This window comes from Kitasatospora sp. MAP5-34, from assembly GCF_029894335.1.
GTDB lineage: Bacteria > Actinomycetota > Actinomycetes > Streptomycetales > Streptomycetaceae > Kitasatospora.
The window spans coordinates 39747-54874 of sequence record NZ_JARXZC010000026.1; the positions used below are offsets into that span (position 1 = coordinate 39747).

Below are 15128 nucleotides of genomic sequence, written 5' to 3' on the forward strand. Positions count from 1 at the left end.
GACGGATGGTCACGGTTCAGGGGGTGCGGGCGTTCATGACCCGAGTTCGTTGCGCAGGAAGGCGGCCAGCCGGCGCACCCCGGTCTCGATCTGTTCCGGGTCGAGGTAGCTGCATGACAGCCGGAGCACCCTGTCGCCCGTGTCGTCCAGGTGGAAGCCCGCCATCGGCGTCCACAGCACGCCGTACTTCGCGGCCGACACCTCCAGCAGTGCGGCGTCGGCGGGCACGGGCAGGGTCATCCGGACGAAGAACCCGCCGTCGGGCCGGTTCCAGTGGACGCCCGGCGGCGGGCTCGCGCCGACGTGCCGGTCCAGGGCGTCGGTCAGCAGCGCGAGGTTGCGCCGGTACAGCCGCGACTTCTCGGCGCCCAGGGTGCGCAGCGAGCCGCCGTGCTCCAGCAGCATGCCGCCGACCAGCGCCTGGCTCCACGGCGAGGTGTTCACCGTCACCATGCTCTTGAGGGCGGCGATCTCGTCCGCGAGCAGGCGGGTCGTGCCGTCGGCGGCCCGTACCTCCTGGTCGGCGAGGACGAAGCCGGCCCGCGCGCCGGGGAAGCAGATCTTGGCGAAGCTGCCGACGTGGACGACCCGCCCGCCGTGGTCCAGGCTCTTCAGCGCGGGCAGCTCGGCGCCCGGCGCGGCGGTGAACCCGTACACGTTGTCCTCCAGCAGGAGGAAGTCCGCGCGCTCGGCGAGCTCCAGCAGCCGGTGCCGCGCCGCCAGGTCCATCCGGCTGCCGCTGGGATTGGCGAAGTCGGGTGCCACGTAGCACAGCCGGATCCGCCGGTCCTGACGCCGGGCCTGCTCGCAGGCGGCTTCGAGCCGGTCCAGGTCGAGGCCGTCCCCGCGCTCGGGGACGGGCACCACGCCGATGTCGAGCAGCCGGGCGGCGCCGGTGATGCCCGGGAAGCTCGGATCGGTGACCGCGAGCAGGTCCGACGGGGAGCGGAACAGCGCGCGCAGCACCAGGAACATGGCCTCCTGCGCGCCGACGGTGACGACCAGGGCCTGCGGCGGGACTTCGGTGCCGAGATCCTGGCCGAGGGCCGCCGCGACCAGGCCGTTGATCAGGCCGCGGCTGGGCCCGTACTCGCCCAGCAGGAGCTGCGCCCGCTCGCGCCCGAGCCCTTCGGTGTCGGCGAGGTGGTCGAGGTAGCGCTGCACGTAGCGGTGGCCGTCGAGGGTGCGGACGAAGGACGGGTGCGGCGCGCCCGGGGCGAAGGAGACGGCCTGCGGATGGCGGCTCATGACCTCGTTCAGGAAGCTGATCGTCTCCAGGACCGGATCCGCCACCGAGGCGTGCAGGGACTCCCGGCTCAGCTGTGCCATCGCGCCGTCACCGCCCGGCCCGTGATCGCGTCCAGCGCTGCTCGACCTTGGCCAGGACGTCGGCGCTGTACAGCCGTTCGGCCTGGACCACCGCGAACTCGGCCAGGTAGGAGCGCAGGTGGTCCAGCGGCTCCTCGGCCAGGTTGAGCATGAACCGGTTGGCGGCGACGGCGGGGGCGGCGAGATCCTCGACGGCCCGTTCGACCGCCGCGTCCATCTCCTCGCGCGGCACCACCTCGTCGCACAGCAGCCCCGCCTCGGGGTCGGTGGCGCGGACGGCGTGCCCGCCGAGGATGATCCGCCGGGCCAGGCGGCCGCCGGTGAACCGGCCCAGCCGCAGGTTGCCCAGGCCCGGCACGATGCCCTCGTGGGCGGCGGGCAGGCTGAAGTAGGAGTCCTGTTCGGCGATCACCCGGTCGCAGGCCAGCATGAGCTGGGTCCCGCCGCCGATGGCGAAGGAGTCGACCGCCGCCACCCAGGGCTTGTGCGCCGCGCGCTCGGACCGGCTGGTCCGGGCCGGGTCCACCACCACCCCGTGCACCAGTTTGCCGAGGAAGCCCAGCTCCCGGCCCAGCAGGAAGTCCACGAAGGACAATCGGCCGTTGCGCAGGTCGGCGAGGTTGATCCCGGCGCTGAACACCCGCTTCCCGAGGTGGCGGGGATGGCTCATCACCGCGCCGCGGAGCACCCCGACGCGCACCTGCCCGTCCAGCGCCACCAGGTCGACGGCGGTCTCGAGATCCGCCACCAGCTGGTTGTCCTCGGCGTTCAGGCAGTGCTGGTTGTCGAGCGTCAGGTGGGCCGCCTGCCCCCGGCGTTCCAGGAGTACGGAGGCCAGCCGGACCCGGCCGCTGCTGCGGAATTCCTGGAGGCGGGCGACGGAGTCGGGCAGCGGGCGCAGCATGGCGTCCATCAGGTGCCCGCCCGCGACGGCCGAGCGGAGCAGACCGGCGAAGAAGATGGCCTGGTCGACCTCCCGGCCCTCCTTGTCGGCCTGCCGGTGCGCCCGCTCGGCGTCGAGCTGCGCCTGGGTGGGCACCAGGCCGGGGAAGCGGTCGGCCGCCGCGTGGACCAGCGGGCCGAGCCGGAGAGCCAACGCGTGGCCGTCGGTCAGCTCGTGGTACACCGCGTCGGCGTGCCGGGCGATGAACGCGCGCCGCAGCGTGCGGCAGGAGGCGAAGGCCTCCGTGGCCAGTTGTTGCTGGTGCGGGTCGCGTTCCGGCTTGGCGGGCAGGCGGGCGATCAGTTCTTCGACGGACTCCGAGTGCCGGGTGAGCACCGAGGCGAACTCGTCGAGCGTGGTGCCGGGTGCGGGCGTCTCCTGGCCCGGGGTGAGGGGGGAGTCCGGCCGGGTCATCCGCGCGCCTGCTGTTCGGCAGCCGTCCCGGCGGGCTCCGCCGGGTCGTCCGGGTCGCCGGTCAGTCGGCGCAACTCCCGGTCGCAGGCCGCGAGGTGGGTGCCGAGGGCCTCCTCGAAGGGCGTCGACATGGCCTCCAGCAGGAGCCGGCGCCGTACCGCGAGTTCGGCGTCGGAGATCCGGCCCATCAGCACCGCCGCCGTGTGCACGGCCTCGGCCGGGTCCTCGGTGATCTGGTCGGCCAGGCCGAGTTCGCGGGCCCGTTCGGCCGCGATCTCGTCGCCCCACAGCACGATCTGCCGCGCCTTGGCGGCGCCGAGCTGCTGGACCAGGCGGTGCACCGCCATGCCCGGCCAGACGTGCCCGTCGTTGACGGGGAGCAGCAGTTGGAAGTCGGTGGTCACGATCCGGAAGTCCGCGGTGAGCAGGACCTCCAGCGCCGGGCCGCCGCAGGTGCCCTGGGCCACGGCGATGGTGATGGCGGCCAGCCGTTCGAGCCGTCGCAGGGCCCGCTCCCAGCGGCTGACGTCCCTGATCCGGACGTCTCCCGGCCAGGACCGGCGGCCGGCCGGGGTGGTGCCCAGGCGCAGGACCACCACCGTCCGCTCACCACGGTCCTCGACCCGCTCGCAGGCCGTGTCGATCGCCGCCGTCAGGTCCGGCAGCGAGTGGGAGCCGTCCACGTCCACGGCCACCGCGAGTGCACCGGCGAGTTCGGCCGGTTCGAAATCCACCGTCATGACACCTGTTCCTTCGCCAGTCACCAGCGCACCAAGGCCATCTCGATCGTCGAGCCCGGCCCCATCGTCATCAGCACCCCGTGGTCGCCCGGGGCCGCGCTCCGCTCCGCCAGCAGCCGTTCGTAGGAGAACAGGAACGAGCCGCTGGACAGGTTGCCGTAGTCCCGCAGCACGCTCACGGTGTGCCGCACGTCATGGCGGCTCAGGCCGAGGTTCACCCGGACCGAGTCGATGACCTTCTTGCCGCCGGAGTGCACGAGCCAGTGGGCGATCTCCGAGCGGCGCAGCCCGGTGCCGTCGAGCAGCCGGTCCAGGGCCGCTTCGGCGTGCGCCCCGACGACGTAGGGCACGTCCGGGTCGAGATAGAAGCTGAACTTGCCGAGCTGGTCGTCCCAGTCGTAGCGCATCGCGCCGACGGCCTCGGGGATGATCCGGCTGGAGAACCGGAGCAGGGCGGGGCCGGCGGCGGGGCCGCCGTCGTCGTCGGCGGTCACCACGATCGCCGCCGCGCCGTCGCCGAAGAGGCTGTTGACCACGGCGGAGCGCATCGTGCCGTCGAAGACGTACGCGGCGGAGCACGCCTCCACGCAGACCATGAGCGCCCGTTCGCCCGGATGGGCGGCGGCCCAACCGGCCACCGCCGTCAGTGCGTTGAGCCCGGCGTTGCAGCCCATGCCGACCACGTCCAGCCGGGAGCAGTGCCTCGGCAGTCCCAGCTCCTTGATCAGCAGCGCCGAGAAGCCGGGGGTGAGGAATCCGGTCGAGGAGACACAGCACAGGTAGGCCACGTCCTGCGGTCCGAGGCCCGCCCGTTCCAGGCAGGCCAGGACGGCCCGCCGCCCGAGGTCGATCCCGCTGGACGTGTGCTTGCGCAGCAGCTCGCCCTGGGTCTCCTCGGCGCGGACGCCGTCGGCTCCGGCCGGCGGCAGGGTGAGGTGCCGGCGTTCGATCGCGCTGTTGAGGAAGACGGATCTGATCCGCGGATCGGTGATCCGGAACTCGTCGAGCAACTCGCGCTGGGTGTAGGACTCCGGCGGCAGCGCGGTGCCGACGGCCGTGATCTGTGGCTGTGCCCGGCGGGAGTCCCCGGCCGCGCCCACGGAATTCAGCTGTTCCAGAACTGCACTCACCGCTTCCTCATATGTCGTGCGTCGGCGCGAGCGGGCCCTCAGGTTCGGACACAGGCCCTCAGCTCAGGTAGTCCTCCGGGCCGCCGTCGCGGACGGTGTCCAGGGTGAAGCAGTGGAATCCGCCGCCGAACAGCCGCCGGTGCCGGTGCCGGACGGGCACGACGGTGAAGTGGTGCTGCTCCAGGGTCCGCATCAGCTCCGGGCAGGCGTCGTTGACCAGGACGGTGTCCGGGCCGACCGAGAGCACGTTCATGTCGATGAACGGACTGGTGAGGATGAGGTCGTCGTCCTCGTACGCGGGGAAGTTGTTGGCGCCCGGCGCCGGAGGGACGATCAGGTCCCAGCCGCGCAGCGGCTCCGGCAGCTGGTCGGCCACCTCCTTGGAGCGCACCAGCAGCGTTCCGGGGCGCAACGCGAGGACCATGCTGTCGATGTGACTGTCACTCAGCTGGAACACGCGGTGCAGCCGGAACCGCCCCTCCAGGTGGCGTTCCAGCCAGTCGACGGCCATCGCGTGGTTCGCGGTGGAGATGTTGACCAGGATGTCCCGGCCGAACCGCAGGCACTGCGCCCCGTCGAACATCATCTCGAAGCCGACGTCGTAGGGCGAGGACTGCGGATCCTCGATCGGCTCGGTCGGTCCGCCCGCCTTGCTGCTGCCCTTGGCGTACGAGAGGTCGAAGGAGGCGTCGGTCATCAGCGGACGGGGCATCACCGTCCAGCGGGCGCCCTGGCGGAAGTAGTCGTTGAAGACCGGCTTGAGCAGCTGCGTCTCGAAGTAGCGGGACCGGATCATCGGCGGCGTCTCGATGATCTCGTCGCCCAGGATCAGCGTGTTGTCGCGGACGTTGAGCGGCGGCACCACCGCCGCCGACCAGGCCGGGGTCCGCACCTCGGTGGTGGACTCGTGCAGGTCCAGCGGCCGGTGCACGGTCACGGACAGCGACCTGAGGGTCTCGGCGATCCCCTCGACGTCCTCCAGCAGCTCTTCGACGTAGCGCTGTTTGATCTGCGAGCGGGCCGCCGGCCGGGGGCCGGCGCCGGTGCTCAGCCGGGGGTAGTACCACTCCGAGCGGACCAGGTTGTCGTGGAAGAAGAGGTCGAAGGACAGCTCGCGCTCGTGCGAGGTGTAGTTCGCCGCCGAGCCGACGACGACCTCGCGCAGTGGTGACCACTCGTCATAACTGTTCAGCTTCATAGTCGTCGATCGCTCCAGGTCGTGGGTGGCGGAAGACAGCGGGCGGCCGGCCGTGCCCGGCCGCGGCCGGGCACGGCCGGGCACGCAAGGGCCGGCGGTCGGCGTCGAAGGTGGCGGGCCCGCGTAGCCGGCCTGCGGGAGAGGCTTTGCGCCGGACGGCGCGACCCCCCGGTGGCGGACGGGGCCGGCCTGCAATAGGCGGCCCTGGGCGGACCGGAGTTCCGGAACTGGGCGTGGGCTAACTAGCGTGGCGCAGCGGCATCGGTGACTACACCCTAGACATGCCTCGGCGCGGACGGCAAGGACCGTATGCGGAAAAGATCGCTCCGATTGCGGAGGGGCTGTACCGCCGGTTGCGCAAATTCGGACATTCTTCCGCTATATGGGCTCTGACCTGCCCGGATATAGATCGCTTGACTTCCCGTAGGGCTGATGCGACGGTGTGGGAGCGCCACTCTGGTCACAGGGGACGAGTGGATACTTCGGGGGTGTGGTGTCGATGAGCCAGCCTTTACATGACTTCTCGCAGGACCCGGTCCACGACCGTTTCCAATTCCTGGTAAATGCTCCGGCCCTTTTCAACGCCGTGGTGACGGCGGCCGAGCTGGGGATTTTTGAATTTCTCTCCAAGGCTCCCGGTTCCGAATTCGACGGGATACGGGAATTCACGGGCCTGCCCGCCCACCAGCTGCGCGTCCTGCTCCACGCGGTCTGCACGACGGGCCTGCTGGAGCGGCGGGACGGCGGCTACACCAACGCGGAGACCGCCGAGCGGCTGCTCGCCCCGGACGCTCCGGACAGCTGGCGGCACATCCTCGTCGGCTGGCGGGACATCTACTACCCCGCCTTCGCGCACATGACAACGGCGCTGCGGGCCGGCACCAATACCGCGCTCGCCGGCTATCCCGGCAATGAGCCGACGCTCTATCAGCGGCTGGCCCACACGCCGGAGTTGGAGGCGGTATTCCACGCCTCGATGAGCGCCTTCACGATGCACAGCCTGTCCGGCCTGGTGGAGCGGGAGGAGTTCTTCTCCTCCGCCCGGCACCTGCTGGACGTCGGCGGCGGCGACGGCACGACGACCTCCGCACTGGTCCAGCGCTACCCGGACCTGCGGGTGACCGTCTTCGACATGCCCAGCGTGGCCCGGCTCGCCGCAGGCACCACCGCGACCGGCCCGGACGGCCGGGTCGAGCTGCAGGCCGGCGACCTGTTCGCCGACGCCTTCCCGAGCGGCGTCGACACCGTCCTGTTCAGCCACGTCCTGGAGATCTTCTCCGGGGAGCAGATCGTCGCACTGCTCAGCAAGGCCTACGAGGCACTGCCGGCCGGCGGCCGGGTGCTCGTCTACGGCTACAACGTGTCCGACGACGAGACGCAGGGGATCTTCTCCGCCCGGCTCTCGCTCTACCTGAACATCCTGGCCAGCGGCCAGGGCATGGCCTACCCGGCCAAGGACTACGAGCAGTGGCTGCGCCGGGCCGGGTTCGGCGACGTGTCGACCATCGCCGGGCTCCCCTTCGAGCACGGGCTCACCACGGGCGTCAAGGCGTAGCAGCCCGGACCCGGGCCCGGACCCGCGCCCGGCGCAGGTCCGGGCCCGGGCTCTGATCCGCCTGATCAGCCCGCGCCGCGGCTCCCGGTCCCGTCCGGTCCCGCCCGGTCCGGTCCCATCCCTCGGTCGCAGTCCGAGAAGACAAGCACTAGGAAGACATGCATCCCTTTCCTGACCCCCGACCGGGTGTCCCCGACCACCGGTCACCGGCTCGGTACCTGTGGTGGCTCGTCGGCGTCCGGCGGGGCGCGGCCGTGCTCGCCGTCCTGTACGGCATCCTCTGTGCCCTGTGCCAAGGACTGGTGCCGGCGGCGGTCGGCAAGGGCATCGACGCCGGGCTGATCGCGCGAAACCAAGGGGAGCTGCTGATCTGGAGCGGGGCGATCCTGGCCCTGGGCGTCGGCCAGGCCGTCACCGGCACCCTGCGCGACCGCTGCTCGGTGCGCAACCGGTACGGCGCCAGCTACGCGACCACGCAGTTCATCACCCGTCAGGCCGCCGCGCTCGGCGCCACCCTGCCCAAGCGGGTCTCCGCAGGCGAGGCGATGAGCGTCGGGTCGGCCGACGTCACCCGGGTGGGCGTCGCCCTGGAGAGCTCGGCCCGTGGCAGCGGGGCGGTGGTCTCGGCCCTGGTCGTCGCCGGCATCATGCTCTACCAGTCCTGGCAGCTCGGGCTGCTGGTGCTGCTCGGCATCCCCGCCATCACCTGGGCGATGGCCCGGCTGATGCGCCTGCTGCACCGCCGCCAGGACGAACTACGGGCCCAGCAGAGCGTGTTGACGGATCTCGCGGTGGACATCGTGGCCGGGCTGCGGGTCCTGCGCGGGATCGGCGGCGAGGAGGTCTTCGCCGACCGCTACCGGACCACCTCGCAGCGGGTCCGCCAGGAGAGCGTCCGGGTGGCGGCGGTCGAGGCGTGGATCACCGGCGCCAAACTGCTGCTGCCGGGCCTGCTCGTCACGGCGGTGATCTGGCTCGGCGCGCACTACGTCGACACCGGGCGGATCAGCGCGGGCCTGCTGGTCTCGTTCTACGGCTACGGGGTCTTCCTGGCGGAGCAGCTGCGCCGGGCGACCGGCATGGTCGACCAGCTGACCCGGGCCATGGTCGCGGCCAAGCGAGTGGTCGCCCTGCTCGACCTGACGCCCGAACTCGGTTCCGGCACAGAGGCGTCGGACCCGGCCGCCAAGGCCGACCTGGAGGATCCCGAGTCCGGGCTCACCCTGCCGGCCGGCCGGTTCGTCGGCGTGGTCTGCGCCACCCCGGCCGACGCCGCCGTGCTCGCCGACCGGCTGGGCCGCTACACCGACTCCGCCGCCACGTACGCGGGCGTCCCGCTGTCCGCGCTCCCGCTGGCCGAGGTGCGCCGGCGGATCCTGGTCGCGGACAACGAAGCCCGGCTGTTCTCCGGCCCGCTGCGCGGCGAACTCGACCCGTACGGCCGCGCCGCGACCGACCCGCGGCTGCTGCCCCGCGCCCTGGACGACGCCTCGGCCGCCGACATCGTCGAGCCGCTGCCCGAGGGCCTCGACACCGTGATCGGCAACGCCGGGCGGGAGTTCTCCGGCGGCCAGCAGCAACGCCTGCGCCTGGCCCGGGCGCTGATGGCCGACCCGGAGGTGCTCATCCTGGTGGAGCCGACCAACGCGGTCGACGCGCACACCGAGGGGCGGATCGCCGCCCGGCTGGCCGCCCACCGGGCGGGCCGGTCCACGCTCGTCCTCACCGCCAGCCCGATCCTGCTCGACCACACGGAGCAGGTCCTGCTCGTCCTGGACGGCAAGGTCGTCGCCGGCGGCACCCACGCCGAACTGCTCGCCGACCCCCGCTACCGATCCACCGTCACCAGGGAGGTGGCCGCGCCGTGACCGCCCTGCCCGTCGCGTCCTCGCGCGAAGTACACGCCGGCGCCAAGGAGATGATCCGGCAGAACCGGCGCGAACTCTCCGGGACACTGCTGCTGCACAGCCTGGCCACCGTCGCCGGGCTGGTCGCCCCCTGGATGCTCGGCCGGCTGATCCAGGACGCGGGCCGCCACCTGGACACCGCCACCGTCACCGGCCTGGTGATCTGCGCCGCCGTCATCACCCAGGCCCTGCTGGAGCGGTACGCCACCTTCGGCTCGGTGCGCCTCGGCGAGAAGGTGCTCGCCGGCCTGCGGGAGAAGTTCGTCGACAGCGTGCTCGCCCTGCCGCTGGGGACGGTGGAACGGGCCGGCTCCGGCGACCTGATCACCAGGTCCACCCGGGACGTCGACGTGCTCGCCCGCACCGTGCAACTGGCCGCCCCCGACGCCCTGGTGGCGCTGTGCACGATCCTGCTCACGCTCGGCGCGATCATCCTGGTCAGCCCGGTGCTGGTACTGCCCTGCCTGATCGCGGTACCGGTGCTGTGGGCCTCGACCCGGTGGTACCTGATCCGCGCCCGCCCGGGCTACCTGCGGGCCAACGCCTCGTACTCCCGGATCGCCGAAACACTCGCCGAGACCGTCGACGGGGCCCGCACCGTGGAGGCGCTGCGCGCCGCCAACAAGCGCTTCGACCAGCTCAACAAGGACATCGCGGAGTCCTACGCGGCCGAGCGGCACACCCTGTGGCTGCGCAGCGTGTACCTGCCGATCGCCGACACCGGCTACATCCTCCCGGTGGTCGCCTCGCTCATGGTCGGCGGACTGCTCTACATCCACGGCACGGTCACGATCGCCGCCGCCACCGCCGTCACGCTCTACGTCCAGCAACTGACCGGCCCGGTGGACCGGCTGCTGTTCTGGATGGACGAGCTGCAGGCCGGCGGCGCCTCACTGGCCCGCATCCTGGGCGTCAGCGAGGCCCTGGCGGAGCACGACACCACGGCCCCGGCCGCCGAACCCCCGCCGGGGGGCCGGGGCATCGAGCTGCGCGGGGTCAGCTACGCCTACCGGGAAGGACGGGACGTCCTGCACGACCTCGACCTGGTCATCCGGCCGGGGGAGCGGCTGGCCGTCGTCGGCTCCTCGGGGGCGGGCAAGTCCACCCTCGGCAGGCTGCTCGCGGGTGTGCACGCGCCCCGGACCGGCTCGGCGACCGTCGACGGCGTGCCGCTCACCGGCCTGCCACTGGCCGAACTGCGCAGCCAGGTCGCGCTGGTCACCCAGGAACACCACGTCTTCAGCGGCACCCTGCGGGACAACCTGCTGATCGCCCGCCCGGGCGCCGACGACCGGGCGCTGGAACGCGCCCTGCGCGTCGTGGACGCCTGGGAATGGGCCGCCGAACTCGGCCTCGACGCGCGGATCGGCTCCGGCGCGGCCCGCCTCTCACCCGCCCAGTCCCAGCAACTCGCACTGTCCCGACTGGTGTTGGCGAATCCGCACACACTGGTCCTGGACGAGGCCACCGCGATGATCGACCCGCGCGCCGCCCGCCACCTGGAGCGCTCACTGGCCGCCGTACTCGAGGGCCGGACCGTCGTGGCGATCGCCCACCGACTGCACACCGCACACGACGCGGACCGCGTCGTGGTCCTGGAGGAGGGCCGGATCGCCGAGATCGGCTCGCACGACGAACTCGTCGCACTGGGCGGCCGCTACGCCGCGCTCTGGGCGTCCTGGCACGGCCAACTGGAGGAGGCACCCGATGAGTGACCACGACGAGCCCACCACCACCGAGCTGCCGGCCGACCTGCCCCCGCCCGCCACCGGCGGGTTCCGCCCCGGGACCGAGGAACGGCGGCTGCCCGCCGAGACCGCCGGCAAGCTCGCCGAACTGACCGCCGCCGGCGGGGCCACCACCGAGCCCGTCGTCCTGCTCGCCGCGCTCGCGGCCGTACTGCACCGGCACACCGGCAACACCGACCTGCTGATCGGCCTCGACGCCCGGCTGCTCGGCGACCAGCAGGCCGCACCCGTCCTGCTGCCGCTGCGGCTGCCCGTCGACCCCGCCGCGTCCTTCGCCGAACTGCTGGCCGAGACCCGGCACGCCGCCACCGAGGCCCTGGCCCACGCACCGGAACCGCCCGGCCCAGGCACCGGGATCCGGATCGCCGTCCGGCCGCCGGGCACCGACGACCAGCCGGCTCCGCTCGACGCGGCCTTCACCCTGACCCGCCAGGACGGCGCCGCCACCCTCGGCCTGCGCTACGACCAGGGCCGCCACACCCGCGCCACCGCCGTCTGGCTGCTCGGACACCTCGCGACGCTGCTCGCCGGGGCGGTCGCCGAACCCGGCCGGCGGCTACGCGACCTCCGCGTCCAGCACGACCCGGCCCCGGCCCCGGACTGGGACCTGCCCACCCCGGCACAGTACGTCCCGCCCGCCCCGCCCGGCGCGGCGGAGTCCCTGGTCGACCGCTTCCGGACGGTGTCCCACGCGCACGGAGACCGGATCGCCGTCAGCGGCCCCTCCGGCCGCTACCGGTACGCCGAGCTGGACCGGCTCACCACCCGGCTCGCCCACCGGCTGCGCCGTCACGCCGGCCCCGGCACCCGGGTGGCCCTGCTCTGCGAACACGACATCGGTGCGGCGGTGGGCATCTGGTCGGTCCTCAAATCCGGTGCCGCCTACGTCCCGCTGGACCCCCGGCAGCCGGACGGCCGGCTGGCCCGGATCGCCGCGAACGCCGGAGTCTCGGCCATCGTCTGCGATCCGGCGCTGGCCGACCGGGCCAGGAAGCTGGTCCGGGAGCGGCCGGTGCTCACCCTGGAGCCGGCCGGCCCCGAACCGGAGGGCGAGCTGCCCGGCCCGGCGGGCCCGCAGGAGCTCGCCTACCTGCTGCACACCTCCGGTTCCACCGGGACGCCCAAGGCGGTGATGCAGAGCCACGGCAACGTTCTCGCCCACACCCTCGGCTACGCGCAGCGGATCCGGATCGGCGTGGGGGACCAGCTCCCGCTGCTGGCCCGACTCGCCTTCGACGCCGCCGCGATGGACTTCTTCGGCGCCCTGCTGACCGGCGCGACCCTGCACATCACCGATCCGCTGCTGCCCGCGCCGCAACTGCGCGGGCGGCTGGGCGCGATGGCCGCGTCCGTCCTGCACTGCACGCCCACACTGTTCCGGCACCTGGTCGGCGACCTCGGCGAGGACCGGAGCGGGCCGGACGCGGTGCTGGCGGGCGTGCGGGTGGTGGTCCTCGGCGGCGAGGAGGCGACCCGTCAGGACCTGCGCCGGTTCCTGGCCGTCTTCGGGCGGCGCAGCGTGCTGGTGAACGGCCTCGGCCCGACCGAGTGCACCGTGGCGCTCCAGCACCTCGCCACCCGGGCCGACCTGGACCGCCCGACCCTCCCGGTCGGCCGGCCGGTGCCCGGCCTGGAGGTCCGCCTGCTCGACGCCGAAGGTGAACCCACCGAGGTGTACGGCGAGTTGGAGCTGATCGGCGACCGGGTGGCGCTCGGCTACTGGGACCAGAAGGAGACCACCGCGGCGGCCTTCCGCACCCACCCCGACGGCAGCCGCAGCTACCGGACCGGCGACCTGGCCCGCCGGCTGCCCGACGGCTCGCTGGTCTTCCTCGGCCGCCGGGACCGGCAGCTGAAGATCCGCGGCCACCGGCTCGAACCCGGCGAGATCGAGTCCGCCCTGCGGGCCCATCCCACGGTGGCCCAGGCCGCGGTGGCCGTGGACGACCGCTCCGCCCCGCCCCGGCTGGTCGCCTACGTCTCGTCCGCCACGGCCTTCCCGCCCGACGGACGGGAACTCGTCGGATACCTGGCGCGGATCCTGCCGGACTACGCCGTGCCGGCCCAGGTGGTGGTGCTGGACTCGATGCCGCTCGGCCCGACCGGGAAACTGGACCGCTCCAGGCTCCCGCTGCCCGACCCGCTGCCCGCCCCGACGGCCGGCGCCGACGACGAGCAGCCGCAGACCCCGGTGGAACGCGCGGTGGCCCGGAGCTGGTGCCGGACCCTCGCCCTGCCCCGGGCCGGGCTGCACGACAGCTTCATGGCGAGCGGCGGGGACTCGATCCGGATGCTCGCCCTGCTCGCCGCGCTCCGCGACGAGTTCGCGGTCGACGTCCCGCTCACGGAATTCCTCAACGCGCCGACCATCGCGACGCTGGCGCGGATCATCGACCGGGAGAGCATCGATGCTGAGCTTGCCGTCTGACCGCACCACCGGCGAGCCGACGGGCGGACACCGCACCCGGATCCTGGTCGGGAACGACTTCAGCGAGGACGTGCGCACCGACCGGGGCTGGACCGGCTGGTGGGTGCAGCGGCTGATCTGGTTCGCCCGGGACGGCGACGTGCTCGTCCTGCCGGTGCCGCCGGACGACGCCTTCCTCGACTACGTGACCGCACTGACCGGCACCCGCAGGGACAGTCTGAGCTTCGTGATCCCCCCGGCCGGGGAACAGGGCGAGGACGCGGCGGGCACCCTGACCCCCGGACGGCTGGCCGATCCGGACTTCGTCGCCGGGCTGCGCAAGGCCGTCGGCGGACGCGAGGTGACCCACCTGTCGGCACTGTGGCCGGATCCGGCGGTGGCGCGGCTGGCCCGGCAGCTGGACGCCGCGCCGGTCATGCCCGGCCACGGCTTCGTCTCGCAGGGCGGCGGACTCCTGGTCAACAGCAAGTCCGCGTTCCGGGCCGTGGCCGCCGGCGCGGGCGCACCGCTGCCGCCCGGCGCGGTGTGCACCGGGACGGAGACCGCCGAACGGGTCATCCTCGACCTGCTCGAAGGCGGGGAGGCGGTGGTCGTCAAACACGACTTCCTCTCCGGCGGGCGCGGCAACGAGATCCTCAGCACCGATCCGACCGTCCGGCCGATCGGCGCCCGCCGCGTGGTACCGGTCACCGGACCGGGCGACGTCCGCGCCTACCTCGCCGACCGCTGGCCCTGGCTGACCGGCGGCGGGCGCAGCCGCCCGGTCGTGGAGCGCTACTACCGGGACAGCTCGGCCTACTTCGCCGAGTACCTGGTCACCGACACCGGGGCCGAGCTGGGCGGGACCGGCGAACTGCTGTCCGCGCCCTACGCGGTGGGCCAGGTGATGCCGGCCCAGGGCCTGGAACGGGAGGTGCTCGACCAGCTGTTCCAGGGCGCCGAGCGACTGGCACAGGCGCTGCGCGCGATCGGCTACCGAGGCGTACTGAGCCCCGACGCGATCGTCACGCCCGAACGCGAGGTGCTCTTCACCGAGTTCAACGGCCGGGTCACCGGCTCCACCCACATCTACGGCGTGATCGGGCGGACCGTCACCGGCCCGGGCTTCGGCCGGGACCGGATCATCCTGGACCGCGTCTGGCCCGAGGGCTGGTCCACCCCCTCCTTCGCCGCCGCCCTGGCCGGGCTGACCGAGGCCGGTCTCGCCTACCGGCCGGAGCAGCGCACCGGCGTCGTGCTCACCAACCCCTTCGACGGCACCAACGGCGTCATGTACGCCGTCGTCGCCGAGGACCTGGACCAGGCCTGGGCCGTGGACCGGGCCCTCGCCCCGCTCTTCGGCCCGGCCCGCTAGGCCCGGTCCCACCCCCGATCACCAGGCACCGGAAGGACACCACACCACCATGGAAGACCTCCAGTCGAAGCTGGCCGCCCTGTGGGCCGATCTGCTCAAGAGCGGGACACCGGACGGTGCAGCCGACTTCTTCGAGTGCGGCGGCACCTCACTGACGGCGGTCCATCTGGCCGCCCTGATCCAGGAGCAGTTCCAGGTGTCGGTCGACGCCGTCGAGGTGGTCACCGGCCGGACGCTGGCCGTGATCTCGGGTCTCGTCGCCGAGCGGCTCGCCGCGGTCTCCTGAACCGCACCCTCCCGAACCGCACCCTCCCGAACCGCACTCTCCTGAGCCCCACCGGGCCGGACCGGCGTCCGCCCCGCCCTGCCCAGCAGACGAGAG

11 protein-coding genes are annotated in these 15128 nt (G+C 73.0%); 6 read left to right on the forward strand and 5 right to left on the reverse strand.

Going from position 1 to position 15128, the window contains the following annotated elements:
- Positions 1-33: 33 nt before the first annotated feature.
- The 5 genes from P3T29_RS21060 to P3T29_RS21080 form a co-directional block, all read right to left on the reverse strand.
- A complete protein-coding gene (locus P3T29_RS21060; protein ID WP_280718099.1) occupies positions 34-1329 on the reverse strand; it encodes a PLP-dependent aminotransferase family protein in 1296 nt (431 codons plus the stop codon).
- 7 nt (positions 1330-1336) lie between these two features.
- Entirely contained in the window at positions 1337-2686 is a 1350-nt protein-coding gene (dpgC, locus tag P3T29_RS21065; protein ID WP_280718100.1) for a (3,5-dihydroxyphenyl)acetyl-CoA 1,2-dioxygenase DpgC, read from the reverse strand.
- Positions 2683-3426, reverse strand: a complete 744-nt coding sequence (dpgB, locus tag P3T29_RS21070) for an enoyl-CoA-hydratase DpgB (RefSeq protein ID WP_280718101.1) — start codon at positions 3424-3426, stop codon at positions 2683-2685. Before dpgB ends, dpgC begins: the two co-directional genes overlap by 4 nt.
- A 20-nt stretch (positions 3427-3446) precedes the next feature.
- Positions 3447-4535, reverse strand: a complete 1089-nt coding sequence (dpgA, locus tag P3T29_RS21075) for a 3,5-dihydroxyphenylacetyl-CoA synthase DpgA (protein ID WP_280718160.1) — start codon at positions 4533-4535, stop codon at positions 3447-3449.
- A gap of 79 nt (positions 4536-4614) precedes the next feature.
- The gene (locus P3T29_RS21080; protein ID WP_280718102.1) at positions 4615-5754 is read right to left on the reverse strand and encodes a glycine amidinotransferase; all 1140 of its coding nucleotides are present in this window, start codon (positions 5752-5754) and stop codon (positions 4615-4617) included.
- A gap of 499 nt (positions 5755-6253) precedes the next feature.
- Between P3T29_RS21080 and P3T29_RS21085 the strand changes: the two genes are divergently transcribed.
- The 6 genes from P3T29_RS21085 (at position 6254) to P3T29_RS21110 (ending at position 15032) form a co-directional block, all read left to right on the forward strand.
- Entirely contained in the window at positions 6254-7309 is a 1056-nt protein-coding gene (locus tag P3T29_RS21085) for a methyltransferase (RefSeq protein WP_280718103.1), read from the forward strand.
- A gap of 158 nt (positions 7310-7467) precedes the next feature.
- Positions 7468-9177 (forward strand): ABC transporter ATP-binding protein, encoded by a 1710-nt coding sequence (locus P3T29_RS21090; RefSeq protein ID WP_280718104.1) that lies wholly within the window; start codon positions 7468-7470, stop codon positions 9175-9177.
- The gene (locus tag P3T29_RS21095; protein WP_348532850.1) at positions 9174-10931 is read left to right on the forward strand and encodes an ABC transporter ATP-binding protein; all 1758 of its coding nucleotides are present in this window, start codon (positions 9174-9176) and stop codon (positions 10929-10931) included. The genes P3T29_RS21090 and P3T29_RS21095 overlap by 4 nt, the downstream gene beginning before the upstream one ends.
- On the forward strand, positions 10924-13392 hold the full coding sequence (locus P3T29_RS21100) for an amino acid adenylation domain-containing protein (protein WP_280718105.1): 2469 nt from the start codon (positions 10924-10926) through the stop codon (positions 13390-13392). Before P3T29_RS21095 ends, P3T29_RS21100 begins: the two co-directional genes overlap by 8 nt.
- Positions 13373-14746, forward strand: a complete 1374-nt coding sequence (locus tag P3T29_RS21105; RefSeq protein WP_280718106.1) for a peptide ligase PGM1-related protein — start codon at positions 13373-13375, stop codon at positions 14744-14746. Before P3T29_RS21100 ends, P3T29_RS21105 begins: the two co-directional genes overlap by 20 nt.
- Before the next feature lie 49 nt (positions 14747-14795).
- The gene (locus P3T29_RS21110; RefSeq protein WP_280718107.1) at positions 14796-15032 is read left to right on the forward strand and encodes an acyl carrier protein; all 237 of its coding nucleotides are present in this window, start codon (positions 14796-14798) and stop codon (positions 15030-15032) included.
- Positions 15033-15128: the final 96 nt, after the last annotated feature.

What these genes read in the sequence shown, in the direction of transcription:
- P3T29_RS21060 (WP_280718099.1), bottom strand. Translation starts at nt 1,329, where the DNA reads ATGGCACAGCTGAGCCGGGAGTCCCTGCACGCCTCGGTGGCGGATCCG.
- dpgC (WP_280718100.1), bottom strand. Translation starts at nt 2,686, where the DNA reads ATGACCCGGCCGGACTCCCCCCTCACCCCGGGCCAGGAGACGCCCGCA.
- dpgB (WP_280718101.1), bottom strand. Translation starts at nt 3,426, where the DNA reads ATGACGGTGGATTTCGAACCGGCCGAACTCGCCGGTGCACTCGCGGTG.
- P3T29_RS21080 (WP_280718102.1), bottom strand. Translation starts at nt 5,754, where the DNA reads ATGAAGCTGAACAGTTATGACGAGTGGTCACCACTGCGCGAGGTCGTC.
- P3T29_RS21085 (WP_280718103.1), top strand. Translation starts at nt 6,254, where the DNA reads ATGAGCCAGCCTTTACATGACTTCTCGCAGGACCCGGTCCACGACCGT.
- P3T29_RS21090 (WP_280718104.1), top strand. Translation starts at nt 7,468, where the DNA reads ATGCATCCCTTTCCTGACCCCCGACCGGGTGTCCCCGACCACCGGTCA.
- P3T29_RS21100 (WP_280718105.1), top strand. Translation starts at nt 10,924, where the DNA reads ATGAGTGACCACGACGAGCCCACCACCACCGAGCTGCCGGCCGACCTG.
- P3T29_RS21105 (WP_280718106.1), top strand. Translation starts at nt 13,373, where the DNA reads ATGCTGAGCTTGCCGTCTGACCGCACCACCGGCGAGCCGACGGGCGGA.
- P3T29_RS21110 (WP_280718107.1), top strand. Translation starts at nt 14,796, where the DNA reads ATGGAAGACCTCCAGTCGAAGCTGGCCGCCCTGTGGGCCGATCTGCTC.